The 16,427-nt window shown below is 67.4% G+C and carries 15 protein-coding genes; all 15 read right to left on the bottom strand.

From position 1 onward, the window contains the following. Positions 1 to 7: 7 nt before the first annotated feature. Positions 8 to 1,657: an isovaleryl-CoA dehydrogenase gene (locus AC1Q9M_RS18440; RefSeq protein ID WP_382326647.1), complete on the bottom strand. Its 1,650-nt coding sequence runs from the start codon at positions 1,655 to 1,657 to the stop codon at positions 8 to 10. Beyond that, positions 1,641 to 2,696 carry a fatty acid desaturase family protein gene (locus AC1Q9M_RS18435; RefSeq protein WP_382324910.1) on the bottom strand — a complete coding sequence of 352 codons (1,056 nt, stop codon included), beginning with the start codon at positions 2,694 to 2,696 and terminating at the stop codon, positions 1,641 to 1,643. The genes AC1Q9M_RS18440 and AC1Q9M_RS18435 overlap by 17 nt, the downstream gene beginning before the upstream one ends. Positions 2,697 to 2,712: 16 nt before the next feature. After that, positions 2,713 to 3,729 (bottom strand): NADP-dependent oxidoreductase, encoded by a 1,017-nt coding sequence (locus AC1Q9M_RS18430; RefSeq protein WP_382157810.1) that lies wholly within the window; start codon positions 3,727 to 3,729, stop codon positions 2,713 to 2,715. 29 nt (positions 3,730 to 3,758) lie between these two features. Next, positions 3,759 to 4,187: a PaaI family thioesterase gene (locus tag AC1Q9M_RS18425; protein WP_382157808.1), complete on the bottom strand. Its 429-nt coding sequence runs from the start codon at positions 4,185 to 4,187 to the stop codon at positions 3,759 to 3,761. A 7-nt stretch (positions 4,188 to 4,194) separates the two neighbouring features. Next, positions 4,195 to 4,986, bottom strand: a complete 792-nt coding sequence (locus AC1Q9M_RS18420; protein WP_291119432.1) for an SDR family oxidoreductase — start codon at positions 4,984 to 4,986, stop codon at positions 4,195 to 4,197. 27 nt (positions 4,987 to 5,013) lie between these two features. Beyond that, positions 5,014 to 5,316: a Dabb family protein gene (locus AC1Q9M_RS18415; RefSeq protein WP_382324912.1), complete on the bottom strand. Its 303-nt coding sequence runs from the start codon at positions 5,314 to 5,316 to the stop codon at positions 5,014 to 5,016. Further along, positions 5,316 to 7,139, bottom strand: coding sequence for an acyl-CoA dehydrogenase (locus AC1Q9M_RS18410; RefSeq protein WP_444686602.1), 1,824 nt, complete (start codon positions 7,137 to 7,139; stop codon positions 5,316 to 5,318). The genes AC1Q9M_RS18415 and AC1Q9M_RS18410 overlap by 1 nt, the downstream gene beginning before the upstream one ends. A 13-nt stretch (positions 7,140 to 7,152) precedes the next feature. Further along, positions 7,153 to 7,590 carry a PaaI family thioesterase gene (locus AC1Q9M_RS18405; protein ID WP_444686603.1) on the bottom strand — a complete coding sequence of 146 codons (438 nt, stop codon included), beginning with the start codon at positions 7,588 to 7,590 and terminating at the stop codon, positions 7,153 to 7,155. Positions 7,591 to 7,601: 11 nt separating this feature from the next. Continuing rightward, positions 7,602 to 8,777, bottom strand: a complete 1,176-nt coding sequence (locus AC1Q9M_RS18400) for an acetyl-CoA C-acyltransferase (RefSeq protein WP_444686604.1) — start codon at positions 8,775 to 8,777, stop codon at positions 7,602 to 7,604. Between the two features lie 31 nt (positions 8,778 to 8,808). Then, the gene (locus AC1Q9M_RS18395; RefSeq protein ID WP_444686605.1) at positions 8,809 to 10,923 is read right to left on the bottom strand and encodes a 3-hydroxyacyl-CoA dehydrogenase NAD-binding domain-containing protein; all 2,115 of its coding nucleotides are present in this window, start codon (positions 10,921 to 10,923) and stop codon (positions 8,809 to 8,811) included. A 342-nt stretch (positions 10,924 to 11,265) separates the two neighbouring features. Continuing rightward, entirely contained in the window at positions 11,266 to 11,961 is a 696-nt protein-coding gene (locus tag AC1Q9M_RS18390; RefSeq protein WP_382157796.1) for an ABC transporter ATP-binding protein, read from the bottom strand. After that, positions 11,961 to 12,743, bottom strand: coding sequence for an ABC transporter ATP-binding protein (locus AC1Q9M_RS18385; RefSeq protein WP_382324916.1), 783 nt, complete (start codon positions 12,741 to 12,743; stop codon positions 11,961 to 11,963). Before AC1Q9M_RS18385 ends, AC1Q9M_RS18390 begins: the two co-directional genes overlap by 1 nt. Positions 12,744 to 12,745: 2 nt before the next feature. Next, positions 12,746 to 14,038 (bottom strand): branched-chain amino acid ABC transporter permease, encoded by a 1,293-nt coding sequence (locus AC1Q9M_RS18380; RefSeq protein WP_382324918.1) that lies wholly within the window; start codon positions 14,036 to 14,038, stop codon positions 12,746 to 12,748. Positions 14,039 to 14,041: 3 nt separating this feature from the next. Further along, entirely contained in the window at positions 14,042 to 15,076 is a 1,035-nt protein-coding gene (locus AC1Q9M_RS18375) for a branched-chain amino acid ABC transporter permease (RefSeq protein WP_382157790.1), read from the bottom strand. An 81-nt stretch (positions 15,077 to 15,157) separates the two neighbouring features. Then, positions 15,158 to 16,393, bottom strand: a complete 1,236-nt coding sequence (locus AC1Q9M_RS18370; RefSeq protein ID WP_382157788.1) for a branched-chain amino acid ABC transporter substrate-binding protein — start codon at positions 16,391 to 16,393, stop codon at positions 15,158 to 15,160. Positions 16,394 to 16,427 lie beyond the last annotated feature (34 nt).

The raw sequence follows: 16,427 nt of genomic DNA, 5'->3' as shown, positions 1-16,427 counted from the left end.
GGAATGTTCAGCGCGGCATGGCTCGGGCAATGATGGCATCGAAATCGGTGCCCGCACCCAGCGACCCGAAGCTGTAACCCCACTGCCCGGCCAGGCGCGACTCGCAGAAGGCGCCGAACACGGCCGAAGGCGCGGTCTGCGCCAGCAGCGCGGCCTGCACGGCCAGGGCCACGTCCTGCGCCAGGCGGCGGGCTTCCATCTCGGTGGCCATCTCTTCCACGCGAGCCGGCAGGCGATCGGCCAGGTGATCCAGCGCGGCGTGCATGCCGCGCGCGGGCGCGAGTTCCTGGGCCAGCGCGGCGGCGGCATCGGCCTTGCGCAAGGCGCGCAGCAGGTCCAGCGCCATGATGTTGCCCGCGCCCTCCCAGATCGAGTTGAGCGGCATTTCGCGGTAGATGCGCGCCATGACGCCCTCGCCGCCCTCCTCCACGTAGCCGTTGCCGCCCAGGCATTCCATGGCTTCCTGCGCGAAGTGGCTGCCGCGCTTGCAGATCCAGAACTTGGCCACCGGGGTGAGCAGGCGCGTCATCACCTGCTCGTGCGGGTCGGCCGCGCGGTCGAAGCTGCGCGCCAGGCGCAGGGCCAGCGCGGTGGACGCCTCGGACTCCAGCGCCAGGTCGGCCAGCACGTTCTTCATCAGCGGCTGGTCGATCAGCGCCTTGCCGAAGGCCTTGCGCTGCGTGGTGTGGTTCAGCGCGATGGACAGCGCCTGGCGCATCAGGCCGCTGGTGCCCAGCGCGCAGTCCAGCCGCGTCATGGTGCCCATGGCCAGGATCTGCGGCACGCCGCGCCCCTCCTCGCCCACCAGCCAGGCGCTGGCGCCCACGAACTCCACCTCGGAGCTCGCGTTGGCCTTGTTGCCCAGCTTGTCCTTCAGGCGCTGGATGAACAGCTGGTTGAGCGTGCCGTCGGGCAGCACGCGCGGCAGGAACAGGCACGAGAGCCCGCTGGCCGTCTGCGCCAGGATCAGGAAGGCGTCGCACATCGGTGCCGAGAAGAACCACTTGTGGCCGGTGACGCTGTAGCGCTGGCCCCAGGCGTCGCTGCCGGCGGGCTCGGCGCGCGTGGTGTTTGCGCGCACGTCGGAGCCACCCTGCTTCTCCGTCATGCCCATGCCCATGGTCAGGCCGGGCTTGTCGCGCCAGACCGTGAGCGCCGGGTCGTAGGCGCGGCTGGTGAGGCCGGGCGCCCAGTCCCGGTAGATGGCCGGGTTGTCCTTGAGCGCGGGCGCCACCGCGTAGCTCATGGAGATGGGGCACAGGATGGAGGGTTCCAGCTCGGTGAAGAGCATGAAACCGGCGGCGCGCAGCTGGTGGGCGTGGCCGGTGGCCTGCTGCTCGGCCGAGAACGCGGTGCCGTGCAGGCCCGCGCCCACCGCGGCCGTCATCAGCGCGTGGTAGCTCGGGTGGAACTCCACCTGGTCGATGCGGTGGCCGAAGCGGCTGTGCGTCTTGAGCTGCGGCGTGTGCACGTTGGCCAGGCGCGCGTGCGTCTGCATCTCGCCGTTGCCCACCGTGGCGCCCAGCGCCTGCAGCGGCGCGGTGTCCAGCGCGGGCGCGTTGAATTTCAACGCCGCCTGCATCGGCCGGTTGCCGTCGAACAGGTTCACATCCACCAGCGGCTCGGGCTGGTTGAAAACGTCATGCGTGGCGGGCATCTCGGGGTCTCCTCGGGGCAAAGATCCGGGTCCAGGTGTCGCTCAGGTCGCGCACCTCGGCGGCGTCCAGCGCGCCCTTGTCGCGCAGCAGCCGGTGCAGGCGCGGCAGGTGGTAGTGCGGCACGGCCGGGTACAGGTGGTGTTCCAGGTGGTAGTTCACGTGGTGCGGGAACAGCAGCGCGCGGCCCAGCCAATTGGCCAGCGAGCCGCTGGTGCGGTTGCAGCGCGCCGCGGTCAGCGGCGAGGACAGGTCGGTCACCGCGCCGTGCTCGCAGATCGCACGCAGGCGCAAGATGGGCTGCAGCACCGTGACCAGGGGCAACAGCCACAGCACCGCGTACATCAGCAGGCCTTGCGCACCACCCCAGGCGAAGGCCGCCAGCGGCGCGGTCAGCTGGAAGGCCAGCACCAGCCAGCGGTCCTGCCGCGCGGCGGCGCGCAAGGCGGGCGAGGTGTCGTCCAGCGGGCGGATCTCGCGCCGCGTGTCGTCGTTGATGGCGGGCGCACCGAAGAAGTAGGCGTAGGTCTTCCAGGCGTTGAGGCCCAGCAGGTCTTCACCCAGCTTGCGCAACAGGTACAGGCGACCGCGCGGGTAGCCGCCGTGGATGGCGGTGTCCGGGTCTTCCTCGGTGTAGAGGTGGTTGTGGTGCAGGCGGTGCGTGACGCGGTAGGTGCACATCGACAGGCCCACGGCCATGCCCATCAGCCGGCCCAGGCCGTCGTTGGCCCAGCGCGCGGCGAACAGGCGGTAGTGGGCGGCCTCGTGGATCAGGATGAAGACGGCGTGCTGCGCCACACCGAGCACCAGCACGCTGAGCACCAGCCACGGGCTGGGCCAGGTAAGCACCGCCAGCGCCACGGCCGCGGCGATCCAGCCCAGGGTCTGCGCGATCGCCAGCAGGGAGCGCGCCGTGGACAGCCGCGTCAGCGGCGCCAGCTCGGCCGTGCTGAGCAGGCGGCGCGCCTGCGCGTTGCGCGCGCCGGGTGCCCGCAGGTCCTGGCGGAACTCTTCACCTTGCTGCTGGCCCGGCGTGTCCACGCGCGACCCCGGTGGCTCAGACCAGCTTGACGAGCTGCTTGCCGAAGTTCTTGCCCTTGAGCAGGCCCATGAAGGCCTCGGGCGCGGCGGCCAGGCCCTGCGCCACCGTTTCGCGCGGGCGCAGCTTGCCGGTGCCCACCAGCGTGCCCAGCTCGGTCAGGGCCTCGGGCCAGACTTCCATGTGCTCGCTGACGATGAAGCCCTCGACCTTGAGGCGGTTCACCAGGATCAGCGCGGGGTTGGCCAGCGGCAGCGGCTGGCCGTCGTAGCCGGCGATCATGCCGCACACCGCGATGCGGCCGAAGGCGTTCATGCGCAGCAGCACCGCGTCGAGCACCATGCCGCCCACGTTTTCGAAGTAGCCGTCGATGCCCTTGGGACAGACTTCCTTCAAGGCCTTGGCCAGCGAGTACATGTCCTTGTGGACCTTGTAGTCGATACAGGCGTCGAAGCCCAGCTCTTCCACCGCGTACTTGCACTTGTCCGGGCCACCGGCGATGCCAACCGCGCGGCAGCCGCGCGCCTTGGCCAAAGCACCGAAGGCGCTGCCCACCGCGCCCGTGGCGGCGCTCACCACCACGGTGTCGCCGGCCTTGGGGTTGATGATCTTCACCAGGCCGTACCAGGCGGTCACGCCCGGCATGCCGACCGCGCCCAGGTAGTGCGACAGCGGCACGTGGGTGGTGTCCACCTTGCGCAGCGCGCCGGGCTGGCCGGCATCGACCACGCTGTATTCCTGCCAGCCGCCCATGCCCACGACCTTGTCGCCGGGCTGGAACTTGGGGTGCTTCGATTCAGCGACCTCGCCCACGGTGCCACCGATCATCACCTCGCCCAGCGGCTGCGAGGCGGCGTAGCTCTTGCTGTCGTTCATGCGGCCGCGCATGTAGGGGTCCAGGCTCAGGAAGTGGTGGCGCACCAGCACCTGGCCGTCGGCCAGCGCGGGCGTCTGGGTGGTGACGAGCTTGAAGTTGTGGACGGTGGCTTCACCGTCGGGGCGGTTGTCGAGCAGGATCTGTTGGTTGGCGGGCATGGTGTTTCTCCGTTGGGCGACAAGGACCGTCAGTCGGTCCGGATGCGGTTGAGGGGCTGCGCGCTGCTGGCGCCGGTGGCCAGGCGCGGCATGAGCTTGAAGGTGCCGGTGGCGTGGGCGCAGAGCTTGCCGGCGGCGTCGTGAATGTGGCCTTCGGTGAAGACCATCGTGGCGGTGCGGTGCAGCGTGCGGCCCGTGGCCCGCAGCGGCCCCTTGGCGGCGCGCATGAAACTGGTCTTCATCTCGATGGTGACCGCGCCCATGTCGGGCTCGGTGGAGCGCGCGGCGTGGGCCATGACCACGTCGAGCAGCGTCATGCTGGCGCCGCCGTGCACCACGTCGAACGAGTTCAGGTGGTCGGGCCCCGGGTCGAAGCGCAGCTCCGCCTCCCCGCCTTCGAACCGGTGCAGTTCGAAGCCCAACAGCTCGACGAAAGGGATGCGGACGGAAAACTCCATGAAACGCTCAACCTCCGGTGATCACGCTGACGCCACCGTCCACCGCCAGCCACTGGCCGGTGATGTGCTTGCCGGCGTCGGAGGCGTAGAGCACGGTCAGGCCCTTGAGGTCTTCGTCGTCGCCCAGGCGGCGCAGCGGTGCGTGCGAAGCGAGTTTTTCCTCGCCCATGGTCTTGAGCGTGCCCACGGTCATCTTGCTCGGGAAGAAGCCCGGGCAGATCGCGTTGACGGTGATGCCGTACTTGCCCCACTCGGCGGCCAGCGCGCGGGTGAAGTTGATCACCGCGCCCTTGGAGGTGTTGTAGGCGATGGTGTTCATGCCCGAGGGGTTGCCGCCCAGGCCGGCGATGGACGCGGTGTTGATGATGCGGCCCGACTTGCGCGCGATCATGCTGCGCCGGGCGATCACCTGGCTCAGGATGAAGTAGCTGCGCACGTTGAGGTTCATCACCTTGTCCCAGGCCTCCACCGGGTGGTCTTCGGCCGGCGCGCCCCAGGCGGCGCCCGCGTTGTTCACCAGGATGTCGATGTCGCCCAGGCGCTGCAGACTCTCGTCGGCCAGGCGGTGGATGTCTTCTTCCTTCGAGCAGTCGGCCGCGATCCAGCGCGCGTCGATGCCGGCGGCCTGCAGTTCGGCGGTGGCGCTCTCCAGGTCCTCGGCCTTGCGCGAACTCACCAGCACGCGCGCGCCGGCCTCGCCCAGGGCGTGGGCCATCTGCAGGCCCAGGCCGCGCGAGCCACCGGTGATCAGGGCGGTCCTGCCCTTGAGGTCGAAGAGTTGGGGAATGGTTCGGGTCATGTGGTCTCCTGTGGTGTCTGTGAAGAATCAGGTCTCGTAGTCCATGCACTGCCGCTGCTCCACCACCAGGCGCATGAACGGCTTGAGGGCGGTGTGCGAGGGATGGTTCTGGTACGCGGCGAGCGCGTCGCGGCCGGTGAAGCTGCTGTTGAGCACCAGATCGTAGGTGCATTCCAGGTCGCCGCCGGCGGTGGCGACCTCGAAGCGCACGATGCCGGGCACCAGCTTGGCACAGGCATCGAGCAAGGCTTTGGCCTTGGCGATGTTGGCCTCGTGGCTGCTGCCGTCGGCCGTGGCCTTGATCTTCCACATGACGATGTGATGCAACATCAGAAGGCCTCCTCGGGCAGGGCCGCGCAGGTCTGGTCGCGGCTGCTCACCACCTGCAGCCACGCGCCGATCTTGGGCAGCTCGTAGTGGAAGAAGAAACGCATGGCGGCGAGGCGGCCGGTGCGGGCGTTCGATTCGGGTGCCGCGTGCGCGGCGAGTGCCACGTCCAGCCAGATCCAGGCCAGCACGGTGTGGCCGAAGGCCTGCAGGTAGGGCACGGCATTGGCCAGCGCGTCGGTGGGTTCGCCGGTGGCCCAGGCGGCCTTGGTGGCGGCGCCCACCTGCGCGAGCGCCTGGCCCAGCGCATTCGCGTGGGCGGCCAGTTCGGGCACGTGGATGGCGCGCTGAATGGTCTCGTTGATGCGCCCGGCCAGCAGGCTCAGGCCCTTGCCGCCTTCCATCAGCACCTTGCGGCCCAGCAGGTCCATGGCCTGGATGCCGTGCGTGCCTTCGTGGATCATGTTCAGGCGGTTGTCGCGCCAGTACTGCTCCACCGGGAAATCGCGCGTGTAGCCGTAGCCGCCGTGGATCTGGATCGCCAGGCTGTTGGCCTCCAGGCACCACTCGCTGGGCCAGCTCTTGGCGATGGGCGTGAGCACCTCCAGCAGCAGGCGCGCGTCGTCCGCCGTGGCGGCGTCGGCCGTGTGCTGCTCGTCCACCAGGCGCGCGCAATACAGCTCCAGCGCCAGCGCGCCTTCGCAATACGCCTTCTGCGCCAGCAGCATGCGCTTGACGTCGGCGTGTTCGATGATGCGCACCGGTGGCTGCGCCGGGTCCTTGCCGGCCGGGCCCATGGGGCGGCCCTGCGGGCGGTTCTTCGCGTAGTCCAGGCTGGCAAGGTAGCCCGCCATGCCCAGCATGGTGGCGGCCATGCCCACGCCGATGCGGGCCTCGTTCATCATGTGGAACATGCAGTGCAGGCCTTTGCCCGCCTGCCCCACCAGATACCCCACCGCGCCCGCTTCGCCCTGCACCGGGTACTTGCCCTCGCCGAAGTTGAGCAGCGTGTTGGTGGTGCCGCGCCAGCCGCACTTGTGGTTCAGGCCCGCGAGCGCCACGTCGTTGCGTTCGCCCGTCAATTCCCCGGCGGGGTTCACGATCTTCTTGGGCACGATGAAAAGCGAGATGCCGCGCGTGCCGGGCACCAGCTTGCCGTTTTCGTCCGGGATCTTGGCCAGCACCAGGTGGATGATGTTCTCGGTCAGCTCGTGCTCGCCGGCCGAGATCCACATCTTGTTGCCCTTGAGGCGGTAGCGCGGCCCGAGCGGGTCGCTCTCGAAGCCGGCGCCATCGGGCACGGCGCGGGTCGTCACGTCGCTCAGCGACGAACCGGCCTGCGGTTCGGACAGGCACATGGTGCCGGAGAACCGGCCCGAGAACTCGTTGAGCGCGAACACGTTCTTCTGCGCCTCGGTGCCGTGCACCATGAGCAGGTTGGCGTTGCCGGTGGTGAGCATGCCGCTGCCGATGCTCACCGAGGCCATGGCGAAGAAGGCGTTGGCCGCGGCCTCCACCGTGTAGGGCAGCTGCATGCCGCCCACCTCGTAATCCTGCGCGGCGCTGAGCATGCCGCTCTCGGCGTAGGCCTTCTGCGCGTCGTGCGTGGCCTGGGGCAGGATCACCTTCTCACCGTCGAAATGCGGTTCCTGCGTGTCCACCACGCGGTTGAACGGCGCGTACTTCTCGCGCGCGATGCGCTCGCAGGTGTCGAGCACGGCGTCGAAGGTCTCGCGGCTGTGGTCGGCGAAGCGCTCGCGCCCGCTCAGCGCGGGCGCATCGAGCCAGTCGTAAAGCAGGAAATCGACGGTGGGGCGCAGGCTCATGGATGTCTCTTCTTCAGTTCTTGGGTGGCAGCGCGGCGATGGTGCCCTGCGCCACCGCGCAGAGTTTCTCCACCCCATCTTTGACCACGAAGACGTCGCAGCGGCAGACCGATTGCGTCCTGCCGGTGTGCACGGCGTCGGCCCGGGCGATCAGGCGCTCACCAATCGCAGGCCGCAAATAGTTGATCTTGAACTCAGCCGTGACCACCGGCAAGCCCAGGGCACTGCCACCGGCGTAGGTAAGCGCGTTGTCGGCGGCGTAGCTCAGCACGCCGCCGTGGACGAAGCCGTGCTGCTGCTTCACCGATTCGCCGATGGGCACGTGCAGCTCGCAATGCCCCTTGGAAAACGCGGCCAGCTCGGCGCCGATGAGGCGCGAGAACGGCTGCGCGGCCAGCACCTCGCGCCCCATGGCCAGAAACACCTCGGGGCTGACGCTGGCCTCGGCCATGGTGCCGGCCCTCAGAGGACTTCGAACACGCCGGCGGCGCCCATGCCACCGCCAATGCACATGGTCACGCAGACGCGCTTGGCGCCACGGCGCTTGCCTTCGAGCAGCGCGTGGCCGGTCAGGCGCTGGCCCGACACGCCGTAGGGGTGGCCCACGGCGATCGCGCCGCCGTTCACGTTGAGGCGGTCGCCGGGGATGCCCAGCTTGTCGCGGCAGTAGATCACCTGCACCGCGAAGGCTTCGTTGAGCTCCCACAGATCGATGTCGCTCACCTTCAGGCCCAGGCGCGCGAGCACCTTGGGAATGGCGAAGACCGGGCCGATGCCCATTTCATCGGGCTCGCAGCCGGCCACCGCGAAGCCAAGGAAACGGCCCAGGGGTTTGAGGCCGCGCTTCTCGGCGAGGGTCTCGTTCATCAGCACGCAGGCACCGCCGCCGTCGCTGAACTGGCTGGCGTTGCCGGCCGAGATCACGCCTCCGGGAATCGCCGGGCGGATGCCGCTGATGCCTTCCTTGGTGGTGCCGGCGCGGATGCCTTCGTCGTTCTCCACCGTCACCTGTTTGGTGCTCAGGCCCATGACCTTGTCGACCACGCCGGCGGTCACGGTGATGGGGGCGATCTCGGCCTTGAAGAGACCCGCTTCCAGCGCGGCCGTGGCCCGCTGCTGGCTGGCGGCGCCGTACTCGTCCATGGCGTCGCGCGAGATGTTGTAGCGCTTGGCCACCTGCTCGGCGGTCTGCAGCATGTTCCAGTAGATCTCGGGCTTGTTCTTCACCAGCCAGGGGTCGGCCAGCATGTGGGTGTTCATTTCCTGCTGCACGCAGGAAATGCTCTCCACACCGCCGGCCACGTACACGTCGCCCTCGCCCGCGATGATGCGTTGCGCGGCCATGGCAATGGTCTGCAGGCCGGACGAGCAGAACCGGTTCACCGTCATGCCCGAGGTGGTGATGGGCAGGCCGGCGCGCAGCGCGATCTGGCGCGCGATGTTGGCGCCGGTGGCGCCTTCGGGGTTGGCGCAGCCCATGATGACGTCGTCCACTTCAGCGGCTTCGATGCCGGCGCGCTGCACGGCGTGCTGCACCGCGTGGCCGCCGAGCGTGGCGCCATGGGTCATGTTGAAAGCGCCCTTCCAGCTCTTGGCCAGGGGGGTGCGGGCGGTGGAAACGATGACGGCGTTGGTCATGAAATGTTCTCCTAGTGTGGGGTTCGTGGGCTCAGGCGTTGAAGGTCTTGCCTTCGGCCACGAGTCGCGCCAGCAGCGGTGCCGGCTCCCAGAATTTCGCGTCGTCCAGCGGGTTCTTGGCGAAGCGCTTCATGCTCTGCACCACGTTGAACAGGCCCACCGTGTCGGCGTAGATCATCGGACCGCCGCGGTGGATCGGGAAGCCATAGCCGAAGATGTAGACCACGTCGATGTCGCTGGCCTTGTTGGCGATGCCCTCTTCCAGGATGTGCGCGGCCTCGTTCACCAGCGAGTACACCAGGCGCTGCACGATCTCCTCGTCGGAGATCTTGCGCGGCGTGATGCCGAGCGACTTGCGGTGGTCCTCGATCATCTTCACGACCTCGGCGTTCGGGATCGCGTCGCGCTTGCCCGGCACGTAGTCGTACCAGCCGGCACCGGTCTTCTGGCCGAAACGGCCCTTCTCGCACAGCAGGTCGGCCGTCTTGCTGTACTTCATGTCCGGCTTTTCCTGGTAGCGGCGCTTGCGGATCGCCCAGCCGATGTCGTTGCCGGCCAGGTCGCCCATGCGGAACGGGCCCATGGCCATGCCGAACTTCTCCATCGCCTTGTCCACCTGTTCGGGCGTGCAGCCCTCGTCCAGCAGGAAACCGCCCTGGCGGCCGTACTGCTCGATCATGCGGTTGCCGATGAAGCCGTCGCACACGCCGGAGACCACCGCCGTCTTCTTGATCTTCTTGGCCACGGCCATCACGGTGGCCATGACGTCCTTGGCGGTCTTCTCGCCGCGCACCACTTCCAGCAGCTTCATCACGTTGGCCGGGCTGAAGAAGTGCAGGCCCACCACGTCCTGCGGGCGCTGGGTGAAATTGGCGATCTGGTTCACGTCCAGCGTGGAGGTGTTGGAGGCCAGGATCGCGCCGGGCTTCATCACGCGGTCGAGTTCCTTGAACACCTTTTCCTTCACGCCGATCTCTTCGAACACGGCCTCGATCACGAGGTCGGCCGAGCCGATGTCGTCGTAGCTCAGTGTGGTGCTCAGCAGCGCCATGCGCTGCTCGTACTTGTCCTGCTTGAGCTTGCCCTTCTTCACCTGGGCTTCGTAGTTCTTGCGGATGGTCGCGATGCCGCGGTCCAGCGCCTCCTGCTTCATCTCCAGCATCTTCACCGGAATGCCGGCGTTGAGGAAGTTCATGGAGATGCCGCCGCCCATGGTGCCGGCGCCGATGACGGCCACCGAGGCGATCTCGCGCTTGGGCGTGTCTTCCGGCACATCGGGAATCTTGCTCGCGGCGCGCTCGGCCGTGAACAGGTGGCGCAGCGCGCGGCACTCGGGCGTCCACATCAGGTTGATGAAGATCTCGCGCTCGAAGGCCATGCCGTCGTCGAACTTCTTCTTGGTGGCGGCTTCCACCGCGTCCACGCACTTGGCCGGCGCCGGGAAGTTCTTGGACATGCCCTTGACCATGTTGCGCGCGAACTGGAAGTACGCGTCGCCCTTGGGGTGCTTGCAGGGCAGGTCACGCACCCGGGGCAGCGCGCTGCCGTCGGCGTGTTTCGCGGCCATCTCGCGGGCCAGGGCCAGGGCTTCCTCGGCCAGGCTCTCGGGCGAGGCCGACAGCTTGTTGAACAGCATCTGGCCGGGCACCTGCGCCAGCATCTCGCTCTTGACGGCCTCGCCGCTCACGATCATGTTGAGCGCGGGCTCCACGCCCAGCGCGCGCGGCAGGCGCTGCGTGCCGCCGGCGCCGGGAATCAGGCCCAGCTTCACTTCGGGCAACGCCACGTTGGTGCCGGGCGCGGCGATGCGGTAGTGGCAGCCCAGGGCCAGCTCCAGGCCGCCGCCCATGGCGACGGAGTGGATCGCGGCGATGACCGGCTTGGAGGCGTTTTCCACCGCCAGGATCACCGACAGCAGGTTCGGCTCGGCCAGCGCCTTGGGCGAGCCGAACTCGCGGATGTCCGCCCCACCCGAAAACGCCTTGCCGGCACCCGTCAGCACGATGGCCTTCACGGCCGGATCGGCCTCGGCCTTGGCCAGCCCGTCGGTGATGCCCTGGCGGGTGGACAGCCCCAGGCCGTTGACCGGCGGGTTGTTCATGGTGATGACGGCCACATCGCCGTGGACCTGGTACTCAGCGGTCATGAAAAAGCTCCTTCGTTGTATGTCGGACAGTGCCTGAGGGCGTTGACTGTGACGCTCTTCTTTAAAAAGAACGATCGTTCGATTCTAGAAAGATTGTGCAACGCCGCAAGACCCGGGTGTCGCCGGCTTGTCTCAGGGAGGCGAAAAAAGGAATTGGCTCCGGAGGGCGTGCCCGCAACCAGGATGCCGTGGGTCCGGCTCCGCCGGCCCACAGGCATCGCCCCCCAGTGGGGGGTGCCGCCGCAGGCGGCGCGGGGGAGTCCCGGCGCCGGGCCGCCCCAAGCCGGGAAAGCCCCCTTGGGGGGCAGCGACCCGCGCAGCGGCGGAGCGTGGGGGCCACACCTAAACCTCCAGCCACTCCTTGCGGGTGTAAGGATCGGCGCGCAGGCTCTCCGGCGTGCCCTGGAACACGATGCTGCCGTGCCCCATGACCAGCGCGCGATCCGAAATCGCCATGGCAATCGTCAGCTTCTGCTCGATCAGCAGCACCGAGATCCCGCGCGACTTGAGCGTCTGCAGGTACTGGCCGACCAGCTCCACGATCTTGGGCGCCAGGCCCTCGGTGGGCTCGTCGATGATGATGAGGTCGGGGTCGCCCATGAGGGCGCGGCACAGCGTGAGCATCTGCTGCTCGCCGCCCGAGAGCACGCCCGCTTCGGTGTGCTGGCGCTCGCGCAGGCGCGGGAACATGCCGTACATGTCCTCGAAGCTCCAGCGCGAGCCCTTGCCGCGGCCCTTCTGCCCCAGCATCAGGTTCTGGTGCACGGTGAGCGTGGGGAAGATGTCGCGGTTCTCCGGCACGTAGCCCAGGCCCAGGTGGGCCACCTCATAGGCCTTCTTGCCCATGATCTGCTGGCCCTTCCAGTGGATGCTGCCCTGGCATTCCACCAGGCCCATGACGGCCTTGGCGGTGGTGGAGCGGCCCGAGCCGTTGCGGCCCAGCAGCGCGACGATCTCGCCGGGCTGCACGTCGAAGCTCACGCCGTGCAGGACGTGGCTCTTGCCGTAGTAGGCGTGGAGGTTTTCGATTTTCAACATCAGTGTGCCGCTCCCTGCGCGTCTGCCACGTGCGAGCCCAGGTAGGCCTCCTGCACGCGCTGGTTGGCCCGGACGGCGGCGGGTGTGTCGAAGGCGAGCACCTCGCCATAGACGACCACGGCGATGCGGTCGGCCAGGCCGAACACCACGCCCATGTCGTGCTCCACCGTGAGCAGGGTCTTGCCCACGGTCACTTCCTTGATGAGGCTGATGAAGCGGCTGGTTTCGCTCTTGCTCATGCCGGCGGTGGGCTCGTCGAGCAGGATCACGTTGGCGCCGCCGGCGATGGTGATGCCGATCTCCAGCGCGCGCTGCTCGGCGTAGGTCAGGTTCATGGCCAGCGTGTCGCGCTTGCGGTCGAGTTTGATCATCTCCATGAGCTGCTCGGCGCGCTCGTTGGCGTCGTCCAGGTCGGCCAGGAACTTCAGGAAGGTGTACTTGTAGCCCAGGCTCCAGAGCACGCCGCAGCGCAGGTTCTCGAACACGCTGAGCTTGGGGAAGATGTTGGTGATCTGGAAGCTGCGCGAGAGCCCGGCGCGGTTGATCTCGAACGGCTTCTTGCCGTCGATGCGCTGGCCGTTGAGCAGCACCTGGCCGCTGCTGGGCGCGAAGCGCCCGCTGATGAGGTTGAACAGCGTGGACTTGCCCGCGCCGTTGGGGCCAATGATGCCCACGCGCTCGCCCGCCTTCACAGCCAGGTTCACGCCCCGGATGATCTCGGTCTTGCCGAAGCTCTTGCGCAGGTCCTTGAGTTCCAGCGCGTAGGTTGATGGTGCGTTCATGCTCACAGCGCCTCCCGCCGCTTGATTTCTTTTTCGATGTATTCCTGGATCTCGCCCCATTCGCGCAGGAAGGCGCGGCGCGTGAGTTCGAACAGGCCCAGGCCGGTGAGCATGACCATGCCCGCGCCGAACCAGCTGTTGATGCCCTTGGCGTCCAGTGGCACGCCGAGGAAGCGCAGTTCGGAGCCCAGGGTGGTGTTGAGCTGCAGGTGGTAGACCATCTCGATCATGGCCGCCGCGCCCACCAGCATCACCAGGGCGGTGCCGGCCAGCGCGAGGTAGCTCACCCAGAGTTCGCGCAGGCGCCCGAAGGCCGCCACGCGCAGGTTCATCATGATCAGGCTGGCGATGCCGCCGGGGGCGTACATCACCATGAACAGGAAGATCAGGCCCAGGTAGAGCAGCCAGGCCTTGGTGAACTCCGAGAGCAGCACGAAGGCCAGCACCATGAGGATGCCGCCGATGATGGGCCCGAAGAAGAAGGTGGCGCCACCCAGGAAGGTGAACAGCAGGTAGGCGCCCGAGCGCGCCGCGCCCACCACCTCGGCGGTGACGATCTCGAAGTTCAAGGCCCCCAGGCCGCCCGAGATGCCGGCGAAGAAGCCGGCGATGATGAAGGCCATGTAGCGCACGCGCTGGGTGTCGTAGCCCACGAACTCCACGCGCTCGGGGTTGTCGCGCACGGCGTTGAGCATGCGGCCCAGCGGCGTGCGGGTGAAGGCGAACATGAGCCCGACCGAGATGAAGGTGTAGACGGCGATCAGGTAGTACACCTGCACCTGCGGCCCGTAGGTGATGCCCATGAAGGGCTTGCCGGCCATGCGGTCGCCCGAGACGCCGCCTTCGCCACCGAAGAACTCGGGGATCATGAGCGAGAGCGCGAACACGAGTTCGCCCAGGCCCAGCGTGATCATGGCGAAGGTGGTGCCCGACTTGCGGGTGGTCACGTAGCCGAACAGCACCGCGAAGCCCACGCCCGCGAGGCCGCCCACGATGGGGATCAGCGACACCGGCAGCGGCAGCGAGCCGGAGGTCACGCTGTTGAGCGCGTGGATCGCCAGAAAGGAGCCCAGGCCGGTGTAGACCGCGTGCCCGAAGCTGAGCATGCCGCCCTGCCCCAGCAGGATGTTGTAGGACAGGCAGGCGATGATGGCGATGCCCATCTGCGAGAGCACCGTCATCGCCAGGCCGCTGGTGAAGATCCTCGGCGCCACGATGAGCAGCAGCGCGAAGAGGCCCCAGGTCAGCCAGCGCCCGACGTTGAGCGGCTTGAATGCGTAGTGTTTGGAGGTCATCGCTCAGCCCTCCCGTTTGCCGAGCAGGCCACGCGGCCGGAAGATCAGGATCAGCACCAGGAACAGGTACGGCAGGATGGGCGCGACCTGGGACAGCGTGAGCTTGACGTACGAGTTGTTGGCCACGGCGTCCGACAGCGGCAGGCCGATCTGCTGGGCCAGCGTCGCCAGCGAGTACTCGAAGGCCACGGCGAAGGTCTGGATGACACCGATGAGGATGGAGGCGACGAAGGCACCCGAGAGCGAGCCCATGCCACCGACCACCACCACCACGAAGATCACCGAGCCCACCGTGGCGGCCATGGCCGGTTCGGTGAGGAAGGTGCTGCCACCGATGACGCCGGCCAGGCCGGCCAGCGCGGAGCCCGCGCCGAACACCAGCATGAAGACGCGCGGCACGTTGTGGCCCAGCGACTCGACGGCTTCGGGGTGGGTGAGCGCGGCCTGGATCACCAGGCCGATGCGGGTGCGCGTGAGCAGCAGCCAGACCGAGGCCAGCATCACCACCGCCACCAGCATCATGAAACCGCGTGTGGCCGGGAACGGCGAGCAGACCACGCGGATGGCCGCGTCGGCGGCGCTGCACAGCTCGGGCGGCGCGGCGCCCCAGACCATGCGCAGGCCTTCGACGGAGTTGTTGATCAGGGTGAAGACCGGACCGCGCAGCTCTTCGGGCGGGCGGAACTCGACCGCGATGCGGCCCCAGACGAGCTGCACCAGCTCGACGATGACGTAGGACAGGCCGAAAGTCACCAGCAGTTCAGGCACGTGGCCGTACTTGTGCACCTTGCGCAGGCACTGGCGTTCGAACGCCGCACCCAGCAGGCCCACCACGATCGGCGCGATCAGCAGCGCGGGCCAGAAGCCCACGAACTGCGCCACCGTGTAACCCACGTAGGCCCCCAGCATGTAGAAGCTGGCGTGCGCGAAGTTGAGCACGCCCATCATGCTGAAGATCAGCGTGAGACCCGAACTCAGCATGAACAGCAGGAGCCCGTAGCTCAGCCCGTTCAGCATCGAGATGATGAAAAACTCCATTCCCTCAAACCTTCCTCATCGATGAATGAAAAAGAGCCCGATACGGCAACCCGCTCGGGCTCTTTGGATGGGTGTGGTGGTTTACCCGGGGCGCTTCATCTGGCAGCTCGTCGGCGTGCTCGACACGTAGTTGGGGTACTCCGCCACCGGCGCCAGCGTCATGCCGGTCTTCTCGGGGCTGTAGGGGTACTTGGCATCGGCCTTCTGCCAGACCGACATGTACAGCGGCTGCTGCAGCTGGTGGTCGTTCTTGCGCATCTGCACTTCGCCGTTGAAGCTCTTGACGGTGAGGCCTTCCATGGCGGCGGCCACCTTCACGGGGTCGGTGGACTTGGCCTTGGCCATGGCCGCGCCGAGGAACTCGAAGATGCGGATGGTGGAGCCGGTGTAGAAGTCGTCGTTGTACTTCTGGTTGAACTCCTTCATCCAGGCGTCCATCTGCCCACCCATGTTGTAGTGGTTGTAGGCGATCTGGTAGACCCGGCCGGCGCCGTTGGAGCCCAGCGCGGTGGGCGTGCCGGTGACGCCGGCGTAGTAGGTGAAGAACTTGCCGGTGTAGCCGTTCTCGTTGGCCGCCTTGATCAGCAGCGAGAGGTCGGAACCCCAGTTGCCGGTGATCACGGTGTCGGCGCCCGAGGCCTTGATCTTGGCGATGTAGGGGGCGAAGTCGCGCGTCTGGGCCAGCGGGTGCAGGTCTTCACCGACGAACTGGATGTCCGGGCGCTTGCGCGTGAGGGCTTCCTTGCCGAACTTCACGACCTGGTGGCCGTGCGAGTAGTTCTGGTTCAGGAAGTACACCTTCTTGATGTCGGGCTGCTTGGCGATGAAGCTGGCCATGGCTTCCATCTTCATGGAGGTGTCGGCATCGAAGCGGAAGTGCCAGTAGCTGCACTTGCTGTTGGTCAGGTCCGGGTCCACGGCGGAGTCGTTGAGGTACAGGACTTCCTTGCCAGGGTTGCGGGCGTTGTGCTTCTCGACCGCGTCGGCCAGTGCCAGCGCGACGGAGGAGCCATTGCCCTGGATGATGTAGCGCGCGCCCTGGTCGATCGCGGCCTTGAGCGCGTTCAGGCTTTCGGCCGGGCTCAGCTTGTTGTCGATCGGGGTGACTTCGAACTTCACGCCGGCCGGGTTGCCCTTGCCGCTGAACTTTTCGGCGAAGAACTGGTAGCCCTTGATCTGGCTCACGCCCACGGGACCGAGCAGGCCGGTCAGCGGGTCGATCCGGATCATCTTGACGGTTTCACCCGCCTGGGCAAACGACGCACCGGCGGCCACCAGCATGGCGGCGCCTGCAATCATCTTCACGGTCAGTTTCATACCTATGTCTCCTTGTTGTTGACGAATCGAATAG

Source organism: Hydrogenophaga sp. GW823-FHT04C09, from assembly GCF_058796355.1.
This window is presented reverse-complemented; position numbering and strand designations above follow the sequence as displayed.

Bases quoted from the DNA above. Each gene is read 5' to 3' on its own strand.
- AC1Q9M_RS18440 (WP_382326647.1), bottom strand. From the start codon at position 1,657: ATGCCCGCCACGCATGACGTTTTCAACCAGCCCGAGCCGCTGGTGGAT.
- AC1Q9M_RS18430 (WP_382157810.1), bottom strand. From the start codon at position 3,729: ATGCCCGCCAACCAACAGATCCTGCTCGACAACCGCCCCGACGGTGAA.
- AC1Q9M_RS18425 (WP_382157808.1), bottom strand. From the start codon at position 4,187: ATGGAGTTTTCCGTCCGCATCCCTTTCGTCGAGCTGTTGGGCTTCGAA.
- AC1Q9M_RS18420 (WP_291119432.1), bottom strand. From the start codon at position 4,986: ATGACCCGAACCATTCCCCAACTCTTCGACCTCAAGGGCAGGACCGCC.
- AC1Q9M_RS18415 (WP_382324912.1), bottom strand. From the start codon at position 5,316: ATGTTGCATCACATCGTCATGTGGAAGATCAAGGCCACGGCCGACGGC.
- AC1Q9M_RS18410 (WP_444686602.1), bottom strand. From the start codon at position 7,139: ATGAGCCTGCGCCCCACCGTCGATTTCCTGCTTTACGACTGGCTCGAT.
- AC1Q9M_RS18405 (WP_444686603.1), bottom strand. From the start codon at position 7,590: ATGGCCGAGGCCAGCGTCAGCCCCGAGGTGTTTCTGGCCATGGGGCGC.
- AC1Q9M_RS18400 (WP_444686604.1), bottom strand. From the start codon at position 8,777: ATGACCAACGCCGTCATCGTTTCCACCGCCCGCACCCCCCTGGCCAAG.
- AC1Q9M_RS18395 (WP_444686605.1), bottom strand. From the start codon at position 10,923: ATGACCGCTGAGTACCAGGTCCACGGCGATGTGGCCGTCATCACCATG.
- AC1Q9M_RS18390 (WP_382157796.1), bottom strand. From the start codon at position 11,961: ATGTTGAAAATCGAAAACCTCCACGCCTACTACGGCAAGAGCCACGTC.
- AC1Q9M_RS18385 (WP_382324916.1), bottom strand. From the start codon at position 12,743: ATGAACGCACCATCAACCTACGCGCTGGAACTCAAGGACCTGCGCAAG.
- AC1Q9M_RS18380 (WP_382324918.1), bottom strand. From the start codon at position 14,038: ATGACCTCCAAACACTACGCATTCAAGCCGCTCAACGTCGGGCGCTGG.
- AC1Q9M_RS18375 (WP_382157790.1), bottom strand. From the start codon at position 15,076: ATGGAGTTTTTCATCATCTCGATGCTGAACGGGCTGAGCTACGGGCTC.
- AC1Q9M_RS18370 (WP_382157788.1), bottom strand. From the start codon at position 16,393: ATGAAACTGACCGTGAAGATGATTGCAGGCGCCGCCATGCTGGTGGCC.